This is a genomic window from Haliea alexandrii (assembly GCF_003719295.1).
Taxonomy (GTDB): domain Bacteria; phylum Pseudomonadota; class Gammaproteobacteria; order Pseudomonadales; family Halieaceae; genus Haliea; species Haliea alexandrii.
In genome coordinates, this window is the sequence record NZ_RFLW01000002.1 from 298,833 (window position 1) to 319,189 (window position 20,357).

Annotated in this window: 19 protein-coding genes and 1 tRNA gene; 16 read left to right on the forward strand and 4 right to left on the reverse strand. The window is 61.6% G+C overall.

What is annotated here, in order from left to right; translation table 11 throughout:
• The first annotated feature begins 236 nt into the window (after nt 1-236).
• Both EGJ68_RS09580 and EGJ68_RS09585 read left to right on the forward strand, forming a co-directional pair.
• Complete coding sequence (locus EGJ68_RS09580) at nt 237-3,320, forward strand: TonB-dependent receptor (protein ID WP_158283595.1); 3,084 nt, start codon at nt 237-239, stop codon at nt 3,318-3,320.
• Between the two features lie 70 nt (nt 3,321-3,390).
• Complete coding sequence (locus EGJ68_RS09585; protein ID WP_123034331.1) at nt 3,391-4,821, forward strand: hypothetical protein; 1,431 nt, start codon at nt 3,391-3,393, stop codon at nt 4,819-4,821.
• A gap of 57 nt (nt 4,822-4,878) precedes the next feature.
• Here the strand turns inward: EGJ68_RS09585 and EGJ68_RS09590 are convergent, their stop codons facing one another.
• Nucleotides 4,879-5,961, reverse strand: a complete 1,083-nt coding sequence (locus EGJ68_RS09590) for an NAD(P)H-dependent amine dehydrogenase family protein (protein WP_123034332.1) — start codon at nt 5,959-5,961, stop codon at nt 4,879-4,881.
• A 105-nt stretch (nt 5,962-6,066) separates the two neighbouring features.
• On the opposite strand from EGJ68_RS09590, the gene EGJ68_RS09595 reads away from it, so the two are divergent.
• From EGJ68_RS09595 to EGJ68_RS09635, 9 genes are all read left to right on the forward strand, one after another.
• A complete protein-coding gene (locus EGJ68_RS09595) occupies nt 6,067-6,411 on the forward strand; it encodes a hypothetical protein (RefSeq protein ID WP_123034333.1) in 345 nt (114 codons plus the stop codon).
• Between the two features lie 76 nt (nt 6,412-6,487).
• Nucleotides 6,488-7,027 (forward strand): DUF3833 domain-containing protein, encoded by a 540-nt coding sequence (locus EGJ68_RS09600; RefSeq protein WP_123034334.1) that lies wholly within the window; start codon nt 6,488-6,490, stop codon nt 7,025-7,027.
• 12 nt (nt 7,028-7,039) lie between these two features.
• Nucleotides 7,040-7,474 (forward strand): DUF3429 domain-containing protein, encoded by a 435-nt coding sequence (locus EGJ68_RS09605; RefSeq protein WP_123034335.1) that lies wholly within the window; start codon nt 7,040-7,042, stop codon nt 7,472-7,474.
• A gap of 54 nt (nt 7,475-7,528) precedes the next feature.
• Nucleotides 7,529-8,539, forward strand: coding sequence for a zinc-dependent alcohol dehydrogenase family protein (locus EGJ68_RS09610; protein WP_123034336.1), 1,011 nt, complete (start codon nt 7,529-7,531; stop codon nt 8,537-8,539).
• 125 nt (nt 8,540-8,664) lie between these two features.
• Nucleotides 8,665-9,183 carry a fasciclin domain-containing protein gene (locus EGJ68_RS09615; RefSeq protein WP_233248756.1) on the forward strand — a complete coding sequence of 173 codons (519 nt, stop codon included), beginning with the start codon at nt 8,665-8,667 and terminating at the stop codon, nt 9,181-9,183.
• Nucleotides 9,184-9,336: 153 nt separating this feature from the next.
• A tRNA-Arg gene (locus tag EGJ68_RS09620) sits at nt 9,337-9,413 on the forward strand.
• A gap of 118 nt (nt 9,414-9,531) precedes the next feature.
• The gene (locus tag EGJ68_RS09625; protein WP_158283596.1) at nt 9,532-11,454 is read left to right on the forward strand and encodes a transglycosylase SLT domain-containing protein; all 1,923 of its coding nucleotides are present in this window, start codon (nt 9,532-9,534) and stop codon (nt 11,452-11,454) included.
• A 6-nt stretch (nt 11,455-11,460) separates the two neighbouring features.
• Entirely contained in the window at nt 11,461-12,156 is a 696-nt protein-coding gene (locus EGJ68_RS09630) for a TIGR04283 family arsenosugar biosynthesis glycosyltransferase (RefSeq protein ID WP_123034339.1), read from the forward strand.
• Nucleotides 12,153-12,824 (forward strand): TIGR04282 family arsenosugar biosynthesis glycosyltransferase, encoded by a 672-nt coding sequence (locus tag EGJ68_RS09635; protein ID WP_123034340.1) that lies wholly within the window; start codon nt 12,153-12,155, stop codon nt 12,822-12,824. Before EGJ68_RS09630 ends, EGJ68_RS09635 begins: the two co-directional genes overlap by 4 nt.
• Here the strand turns inward: EGJ68_RS09635 and EGJ68_RS09640 are convergent.
• Nucleotides 12,771-13,163 (reverse strand): hypothetical protein, encoded by a 393-nt coding sequence (locus EGJ68_RS09640; RefSeq protein ID WP_123034341.1) that lies wholly within the window; start codon nt 13,161-13,163, stop codon nt 12,771-12,773. The genes EGJ68_RS09635 and EGJ68_RS09640 overlap by 54 nt on opposite strands.
• Before the next feature lie 316 nt (nt 13,164-13,479).
• Entirely contained in the window at nt 13,480-13,845 is a 366-nt protein-coding gene (locus EGJ68_RS09645; protein WP_123034342.1) for a translation initiation factor Sui1, read from the reverse strand.
• A gap of 78 nt (nt 13,846-13,923) precedes the next feature.
• Between EGJ68_RS09645 and EGJ68_RS09650 the strand changes: the two genes are divergently transcribed.
• The 5 genes from EGJ68_RS09650 (at nt 13,924) to EGJ68_RS09670 (ending at nt 19,655) form a co-directional block, all read left to right on the forward strand.
• Entirely contained in the window at nt 13,924-14,148 is a 225-nt protein-coding gene (locus EGJ68_RS09650; RefSeq protein ID WP_123034343.1) for a SlyX family protein, read from the forward strand.
• A 126-nt stretch (nt 14,149-14,274) separates the two neighbouring features.
• Entirely contained in the window at nt 14,275-15,513 is a 1,239-nt protein-coding gene (locus tag EGJ68_RS09655) for an acyl-CoA dehydrogenase family protein (protein ID WP_123034344.1), read from the forward strand.
• Nucleotides 15,514-15,540: 27 nt separating this feature from the next.
• On the forward strand, nt 15,541-16,668 hold the full coding sequence (locus EGJ68_RS09660; protein WP_123034345.1) for an acyl-CoA dehydrogenase family protein: 1,128 nt from the start codon (nt 15,541-15,543) through the stop codon (nt 16,666-16,668).
• A gap of 31 nt (nt 16,669-16,699) precedes the next feature.
• On the forward strand, nt 16,700-18,406 hold the full coding sequence (locus EGJ68_RS09665; RefSeq protein ID WP_123034346.1) for an amidohydrolase: 1,707 nt from the start codon (nt 16,700-16,702) through the stop codon (nt 18,404-18,406).
• A 100-nt stretch (nt 18,407-18,506) separates the two neighbouring features.
• Nucleotides 18,507-19,655: a hypothetical protein gene (locus tag EGJ68_RS09670; RefSeq protein ID WP_123034347.1), complete on the forward strand. Its 1,149-nt coding sequence runs from the start codon at nt 18,507-18,509 to the stop codon at nt 19,653-19,655.
• 13 nt (nt 19,656-19,668) lie between these two features.
• Here EGJ68_RS09670 and EGJ68_RS09675 read toward each other — a convergent pair whose 3' ends face one another.
• Complete coding sequence (locus EGJ68_RS09675) at nt 19,669-20,343, reverse strand: PaaI family thioesterase (RefSeq protein ID WP_123034348.1); 675 nt, start codon at nt 20,341-20,343, stop codon at nt 19,669-19,671.
• Between the last annotated feature and the right edge of the window lie 14 nt (nt 20,344-20,357).

Sequence of the window (20,357 nt, forward strand, 5' to 3'; positions counted from 1 at the left end):
TGGGTTTGCCGGCAACTCTGCACAGTGGGTATTGCAGTCCTGCGACAGCGCGATGAAGTTTTCTTGACTGTCCACGTGCGGCAGGAAAGGCTGGGTGCGTCGCGCGGACTGCAACAAAAACGTCACAGTTCAATCACACAACTGTCATTAAGCCTCTCTATTCTTGCCCCTGTCCTGAGCGGGGTGCGTAGCTCGCAGCCCTGTCTCGAATGTCGCTCATGCATCGGGAAGCAAGAATGAAGTCATCGTTTTCTCAAATCGGCGCCGCGGCCGTCCTCATATGCTCCAGTGCGCTGGTGCAGGCGGCAGATGAACTCGTTGTGCAGGTAAGCCGCGTCGGCGCCTCCGCCGCGGGCTTGACCGTGGTGCTTGACGGTGAAGTCAGCAAGCCCCTCGACGCCGGCGGTTTTGCCTATTTCGACCTGGCGTCTGGCGCGCACAGCGTGCAGATTCTCGACGGCGGGCGCACGTTGCACAGCTTCCGGTTCAACACAGCTGATGGTCAGTTGGCGGATGTTCTGGTCACCCTCGATGCGGAGTCCGAGGCATCCACGTCAGTTGAATCCTACTTTGCCGCGGAAACCGCCGCCCAGCGCAGTCGCGCGGTGACCGGCCGACTCACCGGGCGCGTGGAGTCACGCGGTGCACCTGTCGTGGGTGCGGTGGTCGCGCTCAGCGGCGGTGTTGAACGCAGTGCCGTGACCGATCAAAACGGGGTGTACGCACTGGAGGCGCCACGCGGCATCTACAGCTTGAGCATCAGCCATCCGGACCTCGGCACGCAGAATGTGAATGACTACCGCGTCATCGCCAGTGCCGAAAAGCAATCGGATTTTGTCCTGCGTTCCCCTGCCGCGGCTCAATCGCTCGCAATTAGCGTGCCGCAACTCGAGGAAGTGACGGTCATCGCCAGTCTGCCAGCGGGCGGTATGCAGGACTCCGAGCGTTTTGCCACCAACGTCATCAACACGCTGGATGTCGAGCAGCTGGCGCGCTTCGGCGACACCGATGTCGCCGCATCGGTGATTCGTGTGCCCAGTGTCACGGTGCAGGACGACCAGTTTGTGTTTATTCGCGGCCTGGGTGATCGCTACGTGAGCAGCACCTTGAACGGAGCAACGTTGCCCAGCACCAACCCGACCAAGCGCAGTGTGCCCCTGGACCTGTTTCCCAGCAGCATGGTGGAGCAGCTCGATATACGGAAAAGTTACCTGGCCTCCATGCCGGGCGAAAGCACCGGCGGCAATCTGGAAATCAACACGCGCACGTTCCCCAACGAACGTGGCGGTAGCCTGTCATTCCAGCTCGGCTATGTCGATGGCGTGACACTGGACGATGCGTACGTCGACCCTGCCAGTGGCGATTTTGATGTCTTCGGCTGGGACGATGGCGCACGGCAGCGCCCGGCCATTGCCTATGCCGTTGCCCAGGCACTGCAATACTCGGATTACTACGGTGCGGCAGTCGAGCGCGAACTCGGCAAGCTGGGTGCGAACGCAATCACTGATGGCTTCCAGTACGACACGGAAAGCGCAGCGCCGGATCTTTCCATGGGTGCGAACTATGGCGATGTGTTTGACCTCCCGGACTGGGGCGCCGAACTCGGCTTCTTCGTGGCGGGTAACTACAAGAACGAACGCGGTGTGCGCAAGGACGGCATCCGCCGGACATACGGCGGGGTCAATGCGTCTCTCCTGCTCGATGACTACACCTTCGAACAGTTCGATAACGACGTGGACGCCAGCGGGCTGTTGTCCCTTGGTTTGAACATCGGCGCTTCCAGCTTCACCGCCAACACCATTGTTTCCCGCGTCACCAGCGAATCGGTGCGAGTGGAGGAGGGGTTTGACGGTGACGAGCTCAACCCATCAATCAGCTGGTCCATCGAGTGGGAAGAGCGCCAGTTCATCTCCCAACAGTTGGCCGGCGAGCACATTCTGGGTGACGATGAATCCTGGACGCTGAACTGGCAGTTGACCGGCAGCCGCGCAGAACGCTACGCACCCGATCGCCGCGATGTACGCTTTGACCTGCAGGGTAACGATGGCATCTACAACCTCCAGGTACCCGAGCTGACCCGCCGCTACGACGACCTGGTGGACGACAATCTTGATGGCTCGGTCGATGCGAATTATCTGTTCTCCAACGGCAACCTCGAGTCATCCCTGACCTTTGGCGTCAACGGCATCAGCCGCGAGCGTGACTCTGACTCCGATACTTACGGATTTGGCGGCGGGTTGCTGGCCATCGACGACAATGCGCCGAACCTGGCGGTGTCTGATGTGGTGAACAGCGACACCATCACCGGTGTGTCCAGCACAGGCTTCTCCTTCCAGGACAAGACCTTGCCCAGCGACAGCTACGACGCGGAGATGGACCTGAACAGTGTGTACGTGTCTTACGACGCGCTGTGGAACCTCCAGTACCAGCTGGTTGTGGGTGTGCGTTACGAGGAGTTCGAACAGATTACCGACACCTTCTCCCTGTCTGGAGACCAGGGTCCGCAACAGTCGGTGCTCGCCGAGGATTCGGTGTTGCCCTCGCTGAGCTTCAACTGGTTCATCACCGACGAGCAGCAGCTGCGTTTCGGGATATCCAGAACGGTGGCACGCCCCGACTTCAAGGAAACCTCGAACGCGACCTTCTATGACCGCGAATTCAACTTCCGGGTGCGCGGTAACCCGAACCTGCAGTTATCCGATGTCACCAACTATGACGTGCGCTGGGAGAAATACTGGTCCGACCAGGAATCGCTCAGTGTCGCGCTGTTCTACAAGGACATGACCGACCCGATCGAGCGCGTGGTGCAGCCGGCTTCCGGTACGGCGGGGAATTCGCGGACGTTCCAGAATGCCGAGTCCGGGGAAATACTCGGTGTAGAAATTGACGGTCGCAAGGATTTTGCGCTGGACGACAGCTTCACCCGCAGTGTCTTCGTTGCCACCAACGCCAGCCTGATCGACTCGGAAGTGACCCTGCAGAATGCCAGCACGCGGAACCTGCAGGGCGCACCGGACTATACGTTTAACCTGATTGTCGGTTACGACGACATCGCCCAGGGGCATGAACTCACGCTGCTGATGAACCAGAGCGGGGAGACGATTGTGGACGTGGGCGTGTCCGGGCAGCCGGATGTCATCCTCGAGCCGCGCATGGACGTGAATCTGGTCTACCGCTACTCGCTCTCCGATACCTTTACCTTCCGCGTCAAGCTGGAAAATCTGCTGGACAGCGAACTGGAGTTCACCCAGGGCGGAAATGTGTTTCAGAGCTACAAGCGTGGCTATGAAGTGAAAGCAGGATTCGATTGGGAATTCTGACAACAGGCTCGCCGCTCGGCGTCAGTAGGAAGTTTGAAGTTCAATGAACCAGGAAACCCCAGGAGTAACTATGAAACTGAAGAAATTGGCAATCGCCACGGCGATGCTCGGCTCGGTTGGCGGCCTGTATGGATGTTCCGAAGGTGACAGTGCCACCATCAATATCGATGCGCCTACGGAAATCGTCAACCCGCCAGTCGACGGCGGCGGTGATGGCTCCGGCAGCGCGTCCACTTGCCCGGACTGGTCATCAGCGCGCCCCAAGGACAGCGATGGCAATGATGTATGCCAGCTGCCCTCGACGGTGCTCGCTGATCGCACCCTGACCAGTGACAAGGTCTGGTACATGGAGTCCCGGGTAACCGTGGGCAACGGCAATCAGGAAATGTCCATTGATGAAGGGACATTGGCCAGCGGCGACCCCGTGACCAATGTGACGATGACCATTGAAGCCGGTACGCAGATCAAGGGTCAGACCGGCAGCTTTGCCAACCTGATCATCACCCGCGGTTCCATGCTCATGGCAGAGGGCACGGCTGATGCCCCCATCGTGTTCAGCTCCGATGACGCCGGTTTCGATGGCGCCGGTGAATGGGGCGGCCTGATCATGCACGGCTATGCACCGCACAACGAGTGCCTGACCGCCGATCAGGGCGCCGTCGCCTGTAACGTCGACTCCGAGGGTGAATCCGGGTTCGGTGGTGGCTACTCCCCCGACGACAGCAGCGGTGTGTTGCGCTATGTCATCGTCACCGAAGGCGGCTTCGAGTTCGCCACGGGTAACGAAATCAACGGTATCTCTCTGATCGGTGTCGGTAGCGGCACGGAGATGGAGTACATCCAGGTGAACGGCAACGCCGATGACGGCATTGAGTTCTACGGCGGTTCGGTCAGCGTGCGCTACATGGTGCTGACGGGCAACCAGGACGATTCAGTCGACTGGGATGAAGGCTGGAGCGGCAACCTGCAGTTCCTGCTGGTTGACCAGGGCCCGGATGCAACCGGTAATGTGATTGAAGCCGACACCGAAGGTACGCTGGACTTCCTGTCACTGCCCACCATTGCCAACGCCACGTTCATTGGCGGCGGCAGCAATGCTACGGGTGCGGTCTTCAAGGCGACCTCGGGTGGTTTTGTGCACCACTCCGTGTTCACCTACGACGATGCTTTTACCGCCGAAACTACCTGCGTGGATTCCTCGCGAGCGGCGCAGGTGGGTACCGAGCTGGTGTACACCAACGTCGTGGCCGACTGTGACGTTGGCGGTGATGTGGTGCTGCTGCCCGCGCTGGTATCCGACGTGGCGCTGGATGCTAACTACGCATCACAGGCCCCCGAGGCCGCTGCAGTGGGCGTGCTCGACATCGACAACATCAATGCAACGTACTCTGCCAGCCTGGCCGACCCTGCGTTCTTTGAGGCAACCGACTACGCGGGTGCTGTAGATCCCTCGGCTTCGAGCACTTGGTTTGAAGGCTGGACGGTATCCGGCTCGCTGTAAGCGAACGCGCATCCCCTTTACGCCAGCCTTGAGCTGGCGTTTTTTTTGCCTTTTCTTTTACGGCAACTCCATGCCCAACTGGCTGCTGCCGTCTATCCGCGGCATGTCCAGCGCCGTCACCACGCCGGTAGGCGCCGCGATCACGGCGGGAATGGCATTCACCAGCCAGCAGGCGGCGGATGCATTGCCACCGCCGCCGGCGCCGGGTTCGAACTGGTCTTCCGCATGCAGGCTCAGCGTCACGGTAGGGTTGCCACTGACAATCACCTGATGGCAGCCCCCGCTGTGCGGCGGATAGGGCCAGTCCTGCGCACAGCGGTCGTCAATGCGGGTAATATGTTCCAGCACGAAAAGCGGGTGCCCCTGGTGCAGCCCGCGTACCTCAAAGCGAAAAGCCCCCTGGGTACCGGCGCGGAACACGCCCATGCCGGCAACCGTGACGTCCTGCTCCAGCGCGCGCCGCTCCACGTTCACCTCCAGAGCGGACACCGGATGGCCCAGCGCATCGCCCACCAAACGAACCATCGGCCCCCAGACCATTTCGATGGCAAATTCGTGCAACATCATGGGCAGAGCGTCCATGTCGCCGCCAAAGCCAATCACTTCCCTTACCACATGCGGCTGGTCATAGAGGGCGTAGTTGAAGATTTCACGGCTGCGTATTTCCGTTATCGCGGAACTGGTACCGCTGGCAAAAACCGGCAGCATATCCATGGCCCAGCCAGGATCTATACCGGACACAAATAGCGAGGCGCCGCCGCGTTTGCAGGCGGCCTCAATCGGGTCCAGCACCTCGGCAAAACTTGAGGCTGGGTGCAGCAGCGTATAAAAAGCGCTGGAGACAACGCTACAACCGGCTTCGAGGCACTGCAGCAGGTCGCGCATGGCTTCCTCGGGCCGCGTGTCCGCGGTTGCCGTGTACACCACGGCATCCGGTCGATCGGCGAGTAATGCCGCGGCATCGTTGCCGGCCAGCACGCCAACCGGCGCAATACCGGCAAGCAGGCCCGCATCGACACCCACTTTTTCCGGGTTGGCAACAATCACGCCGGCGAGCTCGAGGCCCGGGTGGGATAGTACTGCCCTGATCGCGGGGCGGCCGACGTTACCGGTGCCCCACACAACGACTCTCAGACTCATGTCTCTGTACTCCCCGCATTCTTCATATTGTTGTCACACAGGTGTCATAAAGCGGGCGTAAAGTCGCGGCTTTCGACATCTCCCCGGAGGAGGGTTCAGCGTACCATGCGTTCACTGATTGCTGCACTATTGCTCGTTACCGCCAGCCAGGCTCAGGCGCTTTCACTCGGCGCGGAGGAATTTGCCGCTGCGCGTCAATTGAGCTGTGTGCTCGCGCACGATGCACTGGGCTTTCTCAGTGAAGACGAGTACGCAGACCAGGTGGAGGAGGTGCTGGGTGCCTACGACGCCGAATCCGGCGATGTCATCTACGCCAAGGCGCTCGGCTATTTTGATGGACTGATGTTCGGGATTGTCGAGCGTGACCAGTCGGCCATTGAGGCGCGCCTGCGTGCTTTCAGCGGCAGCCAGGCCTGCAGCTACCACGTTGGTGTTCACTACACGCTGTAGGCTTTCCCGGCCGGGTGATCCCCCGGCGCGTAGCGCGCGTAAACAAGCAGGAACCCTCTGTCTTGTGAGCGACCCAATGCGCCAGCCATTTTCCCTTTTCGTGCTGTTCGTTCTCCTATCGGGCCTCTCCGGTTGCGGCGCGGTGACGGTAGATGAATACGCCAACAACCAGCCAACCCTGGTCCCCGAGACATTTTTTCAGGGGCAGCTGACCGCACACGGCGTTATCAAGGATCGCGGCGGCAAGGTGATTCGCTACTTCAATGCAGATATCAAGGCCTATTGGCAGAATGGTATCGGCACGCTCGAAGAGGATTTCCTGTTCGACGATGACGAGCCGGACCGTCGAGTGTGGACGCTTACCCCCACAGGAGAGGGCGAGTATGTAGGCACCGCCGGCGATGTGGTTGGGGAAGGCAGGATCAGCGTAGCAGGCAACAGCATGTTTCTCGATTACGTGCTGCAGATACCCTGGGACGATGGCACGCTTGACCTGCGTATCGACGACCGCATGTACCTGGTGAACCCAACGACACTGATCAATGAATCCATTATGACCAAGTTTGGCATCCGTGTCGGGGAGATCCTGCTGGTCATCAGCAAAGTACCTGACTGAGCGATTGAGGCGATGACACGCCTGGTCACTGGCCTCGGTTACGCCGGCCTCTTGCCCTTCGCAGCCAGCGTGGCGGGTGTCTGGGTTCTGCGTGATTATCCGCGCGCACTGTCGCAACAGGGCTTTATTGTCTACTCACTGGCTATTCTCTGCTTCATCGCCGGCTCACTGTGGGGCACAGCGCGCGGCCGAGCGGGTGGAGATAAAGCGCTGCGCCTGCTGGTCAGCAATGGCGTCGTTCTATTTGCCGTCTGCAGTGTGCTGACAGCCCAGGCCGTGATCGCCGCAGGCCTGCTGGCGCTGGCTCATCTGGCAACGCTCTGGTACGAACGTGGCAGCAGCGCAGCGCGCGGCTGGTACTCGCGCATGCGGGTGCAGCTCACGCTGCTTGTGGTGGCGCTGCATATTGCCTACATTGCGGGTCTGATAGTGCGAGGCAGTGCCTGAGAAGCGGGTATCTGCCTACACAAGCCCCTCTCACCCGATAATGGAGAACATCACATGCACGCAGTAGCCCTTGCAAAACCCGGTGGCCTGGACAATCTCAAGGTGGTCGAGCGCGATACGCGCCCACCCGGCTACGGCGAAATACAGGTGCAGGTGCGTGCCAGTTCGCTGAACTTCCACGACTATGTAGTGGCTCTGGGAATGTTGCCCACAGACGACGGCAGAATTCCCATGTCAGACGGCGCCGGCGTCGTAACCGCCGTCGGTGAGGGCGTTACCGAATTTGCCGTGGGCGATGATGTGTTGAGCTGCTTTTTTCCCGCCTGGCATGACGGCCGTCCGGATTTGCGCAAAGTCACCGGCGTTCCCGGCGACCACGTCGACGGCTTTGCCGCGGAGACGGTCACCATGCTGGCGCAGGGCTTTACACGCATGCCCAAGGGGCTGGACTATCGGGAAGCGGCAACGCTCACCTGCGCCGGCCTCACTGCCTGGCGCGCCCTCATGGTAGAAACACAGTTGCGCCCCGGGGACTGGGTGCTGGTGCAGGGCAGTGGCGGCGTATCGGTTTTTGCGCTGCAGTTTGCTCGCCAGATGGGGTGCCGGGTCATCGCCACGTCCTCATCGGATGCCAAGCTGGCGCGCCTGGGGGAGCTGGGGGCCGAGCATTTGATCAACTACCGCGACGTGCCTGCCTGGGGGAAGCGCGTCCAGGAAATCACCGAGGGTCGCGGCGTGGACCTGGTGGTTGAAGTGGGCGGCCCCGGTACATTGCCGCAGTCTGTGAAAGCCGCCGCGTTTGACGGTTGTATCAGCATGATCGGTGTGCTGACAGGTCTTGCCGGCGAGGTGCCAACAGCCGAACTGTTCCAGAAAAATGCGCGCATCAGCGGCATTACCGTCGGCAGCAGAGCTCAGCAACTCGACATGCTGGCAGCGGTAGAGGCGGGCGGTATCAAACCGGTTATCGACAGTAGCTACCCGCTGGAACAGCTGGCTGATGCGTTCCGCCACCAGGAATCCCAGCAACACTTCGGCAAGATCTGTCTGGATATTGGCGGCTAAGCCTGCACGCAGCCCTGTGGATGGTCAAAACGTCTACAGGGCCAGTCCACGCCAGCACAGGACTCGTAAAGTCTGTTGACGTTGAATCGCCGATTCAACACGACCTGAACTTGCGAGGCTCTATTATGCGATTAATCTCGAAACTCATGTCACTGGCCGCCTTGAGCGGCATGTTGCTGGCGTCTTCCGTTGCGACCGCGGACGGTCACGCGCACGCCGAGGAAATGGCCAAGCCGACGATTGTAGAAATAGCGGTGAGCAACCCGGATTTCTCGACCCTGGTTGCTGCGCTGAAGGCCGCAGGGCTGGTTGAGGCACTGTCTGGTGAAGGGCCCTTCACCGTGTTTGCCCCGACCAATGCGGCATTCGCCGCGCTGCCTGAGGGCACTCTTGACGACCTGCTCAAGCCGGAAAACAAGGAGACACTGTCTGCCGTGCTCACGTACCACGTGGTAGCGGGGAAGGTGATGGCCGCAGACGTTGTAACCTTGACCGAGGCGACCAGCCTGCAGGGCGACACGATAATGGTAACGGCGTCTGATGCAGGCGTTAAGGTCGACGCGGCGAACGTCACGGCGACCGACATTGAGGCCGCCAACGGCGTGATCCACGTGATCGATGCGGTTATCCTGCCCAACAGCTGAAACGCGTTCCCCCCGGTGGCCTTGCACAGGACACCGGGCTATCCCTCTACTTTCGATCACGCTGGATTGCTCCCTGCCTTCACTTTGACTCATTCAGGACACGGCCGGTGGTGCCATCTATGCAGGGCTGCTGATATACTCGCCGCCCGCAGCGCCCCCGTAGCTCAGTTGAATAGAGCGACCCCCTCCTAAGGGGTAGGTCCCAGGTTTGAGTCCTGGCGGGGGCACCATATGCAATTCGTCCACCGCCAGCCCCTTGCAAATCCCGCGCTGGCGTATCACTCTCTGCACCGTGAGTGTCCGCCGCGCACCCGCGCGGCGGCAGGTTGTTTAGAGAGGGTTACCCGATTGCGGTGGCGGTGTGTCGCGGGTGTTCTCGCACTCCAGTTTTTATCAGTCAATGCAGGCGCAGCGCAGGCATCCGACCTGCCCGTAGACCGTGAGCGCTACAGCGATGCGGTGGTTGCCATCGACCGTGGGCGATGGACGGAGTACCAGCAATTACGCCCGGCACTCGATGAGTATCCGCTGGCGATGTATCTCGACTACTTTGAGCTCAGCCGCAAGCCCAGTGCCGTGCGCCCGGGTGACGCGCAGCTGTTCCTGCAACGCAGCGCCGGAACCCCCTTGCCCAATCGCTTCCTGGCGGTATACCTGCGGCGTGCTGGGCAGGAGCAGCGCTGGCGAGATTTTCTCGCCGTGATGCCGACAGAGCCCAACAGCATTGATCTCAAGTGCTACTACTTCCGCGCCAAACTCGCAGCATCCGACCCGCTGGCAGCCTGGGAGGGTGCAGAGCGTCTCTGGGTGCACGGTGAGTCGCGCCCCAAGGCCTGCGATCCACTGTTTGCTGCCTGGCAGAAAGCCGGGGAGCTTGACGATGACGCCGTGTGGGCGCGGTTGCTGAAAGCCTTCGACGCGAGGCAGCGCAGCCTGATGAACTATGTGGCACGCCAGGGGAGTGCCGACCTGCAACCCTGGGCCGAGCGCCTGCTCCAGGCCTATGTGCAGCCGGATCAGATGAAAAACCGTCTTGAACCAAGTGATGACCCGAAGGTGGCTGACATCGTGGCACATGGCACCGCCTATTTCGCGCGTTACAAGCCTGAAGCGGCACTGGTCCAGTGGCAGTATTTTCAGCAGCGCATGGTATTTACTGCCGCGCAGCAAATACAGGCGGAGCGGGAGCTGGCGCTGCGCAGCCTGTTTGCACGCTCGGATGTCAATCTGGCGTGGGTGGACGATGCCCTGGCCCGCCTGGGCGATGACCTGCTGGTGGAGGTCAGGCTGCGCTGGGCGCTGGAGGAGCAGGATTGGTCAGCGCTGGCGGCAACCCTGAAGACGCTGTCGGTGGAGGGCAGGGCGGCGCCGGCATGGCGCTACTGGCGCGCCGTACTCTATGAGCGCGACGGCGAAACCGAGCTGGCACAGGCGCTGTTTCGCGAACTGGCTGGCGAGCGCGACTACTATGGCTTTCTCGCTGCAGACCGGTTGGGGTTGCCCTACCAGTTCAATCCGCAGGTGATTACCGTGGCCGCGGAGCGCGCGGGCCCGTTGCGTGAGTTGCCGGTAGTGCAGCGCATTCAGGAACTCTACCACCATGAGGAAGAAAACCTCGCACATTCGGAGTGGTACCAGACCTTACAGCTCACGACGCCGGAGGAGCAGGTTGAACTGGCAGCGCTGGCAGCGGATATGGGTTGGCACCGCATGGCGATTGATGCGGCAAACCGTGCCCAGGCCTGGGACGCACTGGACTTGCGTTTTCCATTACCCTACCGCGACACCTTCACCCGCCTGGCAGCGCAGCGCGGCCTGCAGAAAACCGAGCTGATGGCCATTGCGCGCCGCGAGAGTGCCTTTTACGCCGGCGCCCGTTCCCCGGTTGGTGCCCGTGGGCTGATGCAGGTGATGCCCGCTACGGGCCGCGAGGTGGCCGCGAGCCTCGGTACCCCGCATTCGGACAGCGCACTCTACGATGTGGAGCACAACGTACTGTTGGGCAGTGCCTACTATCGTCAGTTGCTCGACCGCTATGACGGCAATCGTGTCCTGGCGCTCGCCGCGTACAACGCCGGCCCCCATCGTGTCACCCGCTGGCTGAACGCAGCCGATGCCACAGTCCCGGTGGATGTGTGGATAGAAACCATTCCCTTTCGTGAAACACGCAACTACGTGCAGGCGGTGCTGGCGTACAACGTTGTATTCCAGTACCAGCTGGGTGAGTCGGGCAGCGTGCTCACCGAGCGCGAACGCCAGTTGGCGTACTGAGCGCACGTGGCAGCACCCGCCAGTCAACTGAGTTTTGTCATACCGGTACTCAATGAGGCGCCACGCATCGCGGGCCTGCTGAAGGACCTGCAAGCCCGCTTTCCCGGCGCGGAGCGAGTTGTCGTGGACGGCGGCAGCGATGACGATACGGTGGCCCTCGCGCTACCGGGTGCAACGAGTGTACTTGTGGCGGAGCCGGGGAGGGCCTTGCAGATGAACCTCGGGGCGCGCTCGGCACAGGGCGAGTACCTGCTGTTCTTACATGCGGATACCACCCCCCTGTTTGACGCCAGAAGCTTGCGCGCCGCGCTGGAGCTCCGCCCCGCCTGGGGCTATTTCAGGCTGCGCCTCGATGGCAGGGCCGCGGTATTCCGGTTGATCGAACGTGCGATCAGCTGGCGCTCCAGTGCTTCCGGCATTGGCACCGGCGACCAGTTGTTGTTTGTGCGTCGGGACGTCTTTGCAGCGGCAGGCGGGTTCGCGGCGATTCCGCTCATGGAAGACATCGAGTTGTGCGTGCGTCTGCGCCAGCAGCAGCGGCCTCTCCTGCCACCTGGCTTGTGGGTGCGGACCTCAAGCCGCCGATGGGAGAAGAGAGGGGTGGCGCGTACGGTGGTGGAAATGTGGGGCCTGCGTCTGGCGTACGCGCTGGGTGTCAGTCCGGCGCGTCTCTGGCGGTATTACTACGGTGTGACTCGATGAGTGTGGTCTTACAGCAGTTTGCCCGTGCCCCGGTGCCGGGCCGCGTGAAAACCCGCATGCAACCTGCGTTGAGCCCCGGCGAGGCCTGCGCGCTGCACGAGCAACTGGTGCTGTGGACCACGCGTAGCTTGCTGCAGGCGCACCTGGGCCCAGTTGAGCTGTGGACTGCCGGCGGCGGCGATCACGCGCTGTTTCAGCAGTGCCTGAGCGAGGGCGTCAGCCGGCTATGCGTGCAGCAGGGTGTCGATCTGGGTGAGCGCATGCAACACGCCCTGACAGCGGGGCTGCAGAAGGCTGGCCGGGTGGTCCTGGTGGGTAGCGACTGCCCGTGGATCGACCGCGCGTATCTGGAACTCGCCGTGCAGGCGCTGGAGCGTGATGACATCGTTCTGGGGCCTGCGCTGGACGGGGGCTTTGTGCTAATCGCTGCGCGCTGCGCGCTGCGTCGCGGGGTGTTTGATGGCGTGAGCTGGGGCACGGACACGGTTCTGGCAGAGACACTGGCACGGGCGGCAGAGGCGGGCTATAGCACCGCGCTGCTGCCTCCCTTACAGGATATTGATCGCCCGGATGACCTCGCCGCCTGGCGCGTGCTGCTGGCAGCCGTGTCGGGTTCAGGCGGTCGCAGTGGCGGCGGCGCGCTGGGGTTCGTCGGCACTGACCCGTGAGCGTTGGTACAACAGCCAGGCAACGGCGGTGCAGTAGCCCAGGTTGGTTTGCAATTCACCGTCCGGGTCGCTGAGAAAGGCCCGCTGACTGGCCAACCCCCGGACACGGCTGGCCAGCTCCGGGCGGTAGGCCAGGTAGCGGTCCCAGATGTCCCGGTGTTGGGCGGTGGTGATGTGATAAAGCCCCAGCCCGCTGCTGCGCGCTGAGAACAAGCCCAGCTCAGGCGCTTCGATGGCGGCCTGTAGCAGGAAGTCTTCACAGGCTTCCGTCCACACCCCCAGGTACTTCAATGTGGGCCGGATGACCTGGTCTCTCAGGTGTTCTGCGGTTACGTACATGGCCTGTATCCTCTCGGGAAGCCGATTGAATTCATTACCGCCGTTTCGTACTCCACTTTTCTTCCGGTGCCGTTATTGTTGTTGCGACCGGGCCACCTTTGCTCGGTTCACCCGCGCCGTCATGGCACCTGCAGGTATTTTTAGCATACGAATTCAATAAAGCCAATAAAAATAACAGGTTGCGTGTAATTATTTACTAAGTACGTGCGGAAGAGTGTGTAACTGCAAAGAATACGCGCGTAAGAACAGCGTTTTATTTCGCCAAAAATCGTTTAAATATGGATTAATTGCGGTTATATGTAATTAAAAGCTGCGTTTAACCGCCTGCTATCTTCACTGTGAATCCGCGCTTCTCCAGCTCGGCTTTCAACAACTCGCGCTGATCGCCCTGAATCTCCACGGCATCCTCTTTCACCGCACCGCCTACGCCACACTTCTGTTTCAGGGCCTTGGCCAGCGACTTCAGCTCATCGCCCTGCAACGGCAAGCCCCGAATCAGGGTAACGGCTTTGCCGCCGCGGCCTTTGGTTTCGCGGTGCAGGCGCACGATGCCATCGCCCAGGTCGGCGGGTTTCGCCTTGCCGCAGACGCAGCCCGCCTCAGGGCGCTGGCACTGCGGGCACAGGCGCCCACCATCGGTGGAGTACACGAGACGGGAGTTTGTGGGGTTGCGTCGCGGCATGGTCAATTCCTTGTTGAGCGGCGCCCGGCAGTATATTAGCCTCCGCGCTGCAATTGAAATGTGCCGCGAGGGAAGACAGTGAAGAAGAAGGAATTGCTGCAAATGCTGGAGGACCTGCAGAGTCAGGTGGCGTTTCAGGAAGACACCTTGCAGGGGCTGCAGGCGGCGCTGAGCAGCCAGCAGCAGGACCTGCTGGTAGTGCAGCGGCAGATGCAGCTGCTGAAGGAGCGTCAGGATGAGCAGGCCGCGGCACTCGATGATGCCCGGCCCCGGGGCCCTGAGGCGCCGCCTCCACATTACTGATCGTCATTCCGCAACGCTGCATCGGCTGCAGTGCGCCGGGGCCTGGCTGACAACTTGCCTCGCGCAGGCAAATCGCCCACACTTTGGCGCTTTTTGACTGACAGCATAATTTTACAGGTACAGACCATGTCCGACGATTCCGCCCGCAAAGACACACCCGAACAGGCCGAATTTCGCGCCTACTGCCGCGATTGGCTACAAGGCAACACGCCCGGTGAGCCACCCGTGCGGCTGCCGCAGACACCACTCGAGATCATGACCGAAGAGCAGCTGAGCTACCTGCAGGCGTGGCAGAAAGCGGCCTACGATGCCGGCCTTATCGGTTGTGATTATCCGCAAGCAGTGGGCGGTGGCGGTCGCAAGGATTGCCAGCGCGTTGCAAATGAGGAGATGCTGGCAGCCCGCACGCCCTTTCTGCCCAATGTGATTGGCCTGGGCATGGCGGCCCCCACCGTGTTCTATCACGCCCGGGATGAGGTCAAGGCGGAGTTGCTGCCACGTTTGTTTTCAGGCGAAGACATCTGGTGCCAAGGCTTCAGCGAACCTGGTGCCGGCTCCGACCTGGCCAGTGTGCAAACCTTTGCAGAACCGCGCGGCGACAAGTGGGTGATCAATGGTCACAAGGTGTGGACCTCGCTGGCACATTTTGCCGAGTGGATGATTATTCTTCTGCGCACGGATAAATCACACAAATACGACGGGCTGTCCTATTTTGTGGTGCCGATACGCGCCGCCTTGGGTAAGGGGGTGACGGTGCGGCCACTGATCAAGATCACCGGCGAGACCGGCTTCAACGAGGTCATTTTTGACAACCTGGAAGTGGACGACCGCTACCGCCTGGATGAGTTGGGCAAGGGGTGGCAGGTGGCGATGACGACGCTGTTGCACGAGCGCGGCGCGGGTGAGCTGCAGGGGCCACGCTCGGGCGGCATGAAGAACCGTTCCAGCCACAACATTACCACTTCGGCTGTTATCGACCTCGCACGGAACACCAGGCGCGGTGCAGGCACGGCCGCCGATGACGTGCTGCTGCGCGACAAACTGATGCGCCAGCTGATTCGCGAGGAAGGCCTGAAGCAGAACCAGCGCCGCTCGCGGGTGCAGGCCCTGCTGGATCACCCCATGCGCCTGCCGCTGCAAAACAAACTGCTGGCCAGTGAAATCGCCCAATCCATCGCCGCGCTGGCCGTGGAAGTGGAGGGCATGGCGTCCTCGCTCTACATGGGCGACAGCAACGCACCGGCTGGCGGGCAGTGGCCTTTGTCATACATGAACTCCTACGGCATGACGATTGCTGCGGGCACCAGCGAGGTGCAGCGCAATATTCTTGGCGAGCGTGTGCTCGGCCTGCCGAAGTCGAAGTGAATTGAAGCCGAAAAAGGAATACAGCACATGACACAACCCAAGAATTACGGCTTCGGCGAAGAGGCTGCACTGCTCAAGGAATCGGCGCGCAAGTTTTTCCGCGAGCATTTCACTACCGACAAACTGCACGCCCTGGTGGCCAGTGATCCAACACCCGGGCGGGCACCACAGTGTCAGTGGGATGAAACCCTCTGGAGCCAGCTGGTTGAGCTGGGCTGGACCATGCTGGCGGTGCCTGAAGAAGCGGGTGGCGTGGGAATGCCCGTGGCGGCGGTGGCCGGGCTGGTGGAAGAGGTGGGCCGGGCGGCTTTTCCCTGCCCGCTGCTGGGCACACTGAATGCCACCTATGCGCTTGTGGCCTGTAAACAACCGGGGGCAACAGCGCTGGCTGACATTGCCTCTGGTGCAGCAGCCACACTGGCGCTCACCAATCGTCATGGGGCGTGGGATCCGGCGGCCACCGAAGTAGAATTCCGCGATGGTGCACTGCATGGCACGGCGTGGTTCGTTCAGGATGCCTTGAAATGTGACAAGCTGCTGGTCTGTGCCAGCACTGCCGCCGGCCATGGCCTGTTTTGGGTGGATGCTGCCACTGCGGGTGTTACTGTACAGGCCGATGGCATTGTAGATCTCACCCGCGACCAGGCCCACATCACCTTTGATGGCGCGCAGGGGCTGGAGGTCAGCGGCAACGCACTGGCCGTTCTGCACGAAGCCATGCCCGCTATCTGGACACTCCTTGCTGCCGACATGGTCGGTGCCGGCGAATGGCAACTGCACACCACCGTTGAATACGTGAGCACCCGCAAGCAGTTCGACCGTCCGCTGGGCTTCTTCCAGGCGATCAAGCACCCTCTGGTCGAGGTGATGGTGCTGATCGACGAAGCGAAGTCGCTGGTCTACAACGCGGCCTGCGCCTGTGACAGCGAGCCGGAGAAGGCAGCACAGTATGCCCATATGGCCAAGGCCTCGGCCAGTGATATGGCGGCTTATGCGAGCAGCCGGTCAGTGCAGAGCCACGGGGGTATCGGTTTTACCTGGGAGTGCTATGTGCACCTGTATTTCAAGCGTCAGAAACACTCGCAAGTGCTCTGGGGCGATGCGGCCTGGCACCGGGCGCGACTCGCCGATATCGTGATTGGCAGCGCCGCATGATCCACCACCACGTGCATTTGGAGATTATGCCATGAGCTGGAAGACCTGGGTGTTACTGGGGCTCACGTTTGCCGTGGGGTTATTCACACTGTTCTCCATTGCCACGCGCTTGCCGACACCACCGGAGCATCAGGTGTTCGTCAACGGCGATGTGCTGACCATGGATGCCGAAAACCGTGTGGTTCAGGCACTATCGGTGCGTGGCGAGCGCATCGAAGCACTCGGTAGCAACGAGGAAATGATGGCACTCGTGGATGACCGGACCGAGGTGATCGATCTCGCCGGGCGCACACTCATGCCCGGCTTCATTGATGCACACGGCCACTTTCCCGGCTCCGCACTGAACACGGTATCTGTGGACTTGAACAGTCCGCCGATCGGGACGATGGAAAACATGGAGGACTTGCTGGGTGCCCTGCGGGCCCGGGCGGCGCAGCTGCCGGCGGGGGAGTGGGTTACCGGCTTCGGCTACGACGATACCCTGCTGGCGGAAGGGCGCCACCCCACCCGTGAAGAACTGGATGCGGTGGCACCCGAACACCCCGTCGCGCTCCTGCATATTTCCGGGCACATGGTGGTTGCCAATAGTCGCGCGCTGGAGGCTGTTGGAATAGGCGCAGACACACCCAACCCTGAAGGTGGCGTAATCGGTCGTACGCCCAGCGGTGAGTTGACCGGCTTGCTGGAGGAAACCGCGCGCCTGCCGGTTGCCGAACGCATGCTGGATCTCGGCGCCATGGATTTCCTGCGCATGGTGAGTGCGGCAGTGCGTGAATATGCCGAATATGGCGTCACCACCGCACAGGCGGGGGGCGTGGCGCCCCAGATGGCCGGGGGTTTCAAGCTCGCCAGCGCACTGGGACTGATGCCGCTGCGGCTGGTGCTCTTCCCCATGCAGGATGATTACGGAGACGCGATCGGCGCTGGCACGTTCGATCCGGAGGACCTCGCGGCGCGGCGGATTGATGTCGGCGCGGTAAAAATCGTCGCCGATGGCAGTATCCAGGGCTTTACCGGTTACCTCACGCGGCCCTATCACACACCATTCCACGGTGACGAAGAGTACCGCGGCTATGCAGCGGTACCCCGGGAACGTCTGTTCGAGCAGATCGAGACCCTGCATGCCGCGGGGTTACAGATCGCTGTGCATGGCAATGGTGACGCCTCCATTGACGACATCCTGGATGCGTTTGCAGCGGCGCAGGCCGCCCACCCTGCAGACGACCCGCGCCTGATTCTGATTCACGCGCAAATGGCACGCCAGGATCAGATCCAGCGCATGGCAGAACTGGGTGTTACGCCCAGCTTTTTTGCCGCGCACACCTGGTTCTGGGGTGACCGACATCGGGAGATCTTTATCGGCCCCGAGCGCGCCGCGCAGATCAGTCCCGCGGGCTGGGCGCAGGCGGCGGGGCTGCGCTTCACCTCGCATATGGATACTCCGGTAACGCCGATGCGCCCGCTGCAGGCGGCCTGGAGCCTCGTACACAGGCAAACCTACGGCGGTGATGTGCTGGGACCGGAACAACGTGTGGATGTCATGACGGCCCTGCGTGCGGTGACCATTGACGCCGCCTGGCAGGTTTTTCAAGAAGACAATCGCGGTTCGCTGGAGCCCGGCAAGTACGCGGACCTGGTGTTGCTGGATGGGAGTCCGCTGCGTGACACGATGGGGATGCGAGAGCTGCAAGTGGATGCTACCTGGGTGGGCGGGGCGCTGGTGTTCAAGCGGGGATAAACGCGCGGCGTGGACAGTCGCGCCGTGATTCGTTATAAAAGCGCTGGTGTTACGTACCTGCTTCGGAAGGTAAAAAAACCAAAGGAATTGGTCCTCACCCATGTACCTCTACAGCGTCGACAGAACACTGACCTTTACATCCGAAGACATGGTGCTGTTCAAGGAATCGCCCTTTGCCTGCTGGATGGAGCGCCTGACGCTCGAAAACCCCGCGCACGGCGTTGCGCCCGATGCAGGCAGTGTACCCCCCGGCGACAGTGCCCGGCGGCAGGATGCAGTCGCCGAACTGCTCGCCAACAATGGCCGGCAAGTCACAGTGATCGACTGGGATGCGCCGGAGACACTGCGGCGCAGTGAAACGCTGGCGGCCATGCGCAGCGGCACGGAGTTCATCGTCAACGGCCAGCTCGCCGTGGGGCCGCTGGCAGCATCCAGTCAGTTGTTGATGCGTACCAGCGGCTACTCAGAGCTGGGTAACCACCTGTATATCCCCTGCGACACTCAGGGTAAAACCAATCGGCACGATGCCTTCCGGCTGTGTTTTCTTGCCGACCTGCTCCACAGCGTGCAGGGCGTGCTGCCACCGCAGATGGTGATGTTCCGCCGCGGCGGGCAAGCGCTGCACCTGAAAACCGAGGATCATATCTTTCATTACCGCGCCGTAAAGCAGCATTTCATGGCAGCGCAGCGCGAGTTTCGCAAGCACCGTATGCCGGATCCGGCGCTATCCGTACATTTTGGTCGCTGGAGCGCCTGTGCCAATGACGTTTTGCGTCAGCGGGCCCTGCAGGGTGACGCGCACTGGCAGACGCAGGAGCGGCACGAGCTTGCGTTAACGCCGCCTGAATGCGACGTGCCGCTCGCCCGTGAGCGCACGGTGGAAACCACCGATGCAGCACTGCAGGGGCTGGAGTTTATCGGCAGTGGTGGGGCGTCGATGGCGTACGCCTCAGGTGGCCGGGCGGCCCGCGCGGGGGATCGTCGCCGGCGACCGGTACCGCCGGCTGCCCTGGGTGAGGCGCTGGCGCCATCCGCGGAGACGCAGCAGGTGGACCCGCTGTCGCACCCGCTGGATGCCGCCGGCTTCAGCGTGGCGCGACGTTTTGAAGCGCCGCCCCGGGGACGCACCCCGTTGCCTCATGCCGAACCGCCAGATAACGATGTGGATCGGGAACAGGGGGCGCCGCGTCGCTTCACCCCGGTGCCGTTTTCAGCCAGCCTCAACACCAGCGATAGCTTCGAAGGCTAATCCGGGCAACGACTCAAGGGCCTAGCAAGGCAGTGCGGGGGCGAATAAACAGCGCCTCGCAGCTTGCGGTCACTTCGCCATCCAACAGCATTTCGCCGGTGACCACTGTTTTGCGGCCCACAGTGTCCTGCAGGGTTGCGTGCAGGTCCAGATCGCGATTCAACGGTGTCGGACGGTGGTAGCGCACGGTCAGCGAACCGGTCATGCCGGGGTTGTCACCTGCCAGTTGCGCCATGCCGAGGAACTGGTCGAAAATAGCCGCGATAAAACCCCCGTGGATATAACCGGGCGGCCCTTCGTAGGCATAGCCGCAACGCACGGTCCCGAAAGCCTCGCGCCCCTTGAGCCACATATTGAGTGCCGGCGACAGAGGGTTGCTCCAGCCGCCCAGCGCATTCAGTTCATGATTCACCTCACCGTGCCCACCGTGTTTGCCATCCTTCAGGAATGCCGCCAGGCCGTAGAGACGTGGCTCGGCCTGGAGCTGGTGAGCCTCGCGTTCGAGACGCTGCGCCAGCGCATTAATGAAGTCAGTGGAGGCGTCGCTGGTTACCAGGGCTTCGGTGAGTGCGCGCAAGGCCTCGGCGGCCCTCCGCTTCGCTTCCCAGTGGGATGAAAAAGGCGGTGAAACCTCTTCCGAGGCAAAAGGGCTGAAAACCGCCTTGCTGCTTTCTGGGCTATCAAACATGTAGCGGGTCCTGT

Bases quoted from the DNA above. Each gene is read 5' to 3' on its own strand.
- EGJ68_RS09585 (WP_123034331.1), top strand. From the start codon at position 3,391: ATGAAACTGAAGAAATTGGCAATCGCCACGGCGATGCTCGGCTCGGTT.
- EGJ68_RS09590 (WP_123034332.1), bottom strand. From the start codon at position 5,961: ATGAGTCTGAGAGTCGTTGTGTGGGGCACCGGTAACGTCGGCCGCCCC.
- EGJ68_RS09600 (WP_123034334.1), top strand. From the start codon at position 6,488: ATGCGCCAGCCATTTTCCCTTTTCGTGCTGTTCGTTCTCCTATCGGGC.
- EGJ68_RS09670 (WP_123034347.1), top strand. From the start codon at position 18,507: ATGTACCTCTACAGCGTCGACAGAACACTGACCTTTACATCCGAAGAC.
- EGJ68_RS09660 (WP_123034345.1), top strand. From the start codon at position 15,541: ATGACACAACCCAAGAATTACGGCTTCGGCGAAGAGGCTGCACTGCTC.
- EGJ68_RS09675 (WP_123034348.1), bottom strand. From the start codon at position 20,343: ATGTTTGATAGCCCAGAAAGCAGCAAGGCGGTTTTCAGCCCTTTTGCC.
- EGJ68_RS09645 (WP_123034342.1), bottom strand. From the start codon at position 13,845: ATGCCGCGACGCAACCCCACAAACTCCCGTCTCGTGTACTCCACCGAT.
- EGJ68_RS09640 (WP_123034341.1), bottom strand. From the start codon at position 13,163: ATGTACGTAACCGCAGAACACCTGAGAGACCAGGTCATCCGGCCCACA.
- EGJ68_RS09615 (WP_233248756.1), top strand. From the start codon at position 8,665: ATGCGATTAATCTCGAAACTCATGTCACTGGCCGCCTTGAGCGGCATG.
- EGJ68_RS09610 (WP_123034336.1), top strand. From the start codon at position 7,529: ATGCACGCAGTAGCCCTTGCAAAACCCGGTGGCCTGGACAATCTCAAG.
- EGJ68_RS09665 (WP_123034346.1), top strand. From the start codon at position 16,700: ATGAGCTGGAAGACCTGGGTGTTACTGGGGCTCACGTTTGCCGTGGGG.
- EGJ68_RS09595 (WP_123034333.1), top strand. From the start codon at position 6,067: ATGCGTTCACTGATTGCTGCACTATTGCTCGTTACCGCCAGCCAGGCT.
- EGJ68_RS09605 (WP_123034335.1), top strand. From the start codon at position 7,040: ATGACACGCCTGGTCACTGGCCTCGGTTACGCCGGCCTCTTGCCCTTC.
- EGJ68_RS09655 (WP_123034344.1), top strand. From the start codon at position 14,275: ATGTCCGACGATTCCGCCCGCAAAGACACACCCGAACAGGCCGAATTT.
- EGJ68_RS09635 (WP_123034340.1), top strand. From the start codon at position 12,153: ATGAGTGTGGTCTTACAGCAGTTTGCCCGTGCCCCGGTGCCGGGCCGC.
- EGJ68_RS09580 (WP_158283595.1), top strand. From the start codon at position 237: ATGAAGTCATCGTTTTCTCAAATCGGCGCCGCGGCCGTCCTCATATGC.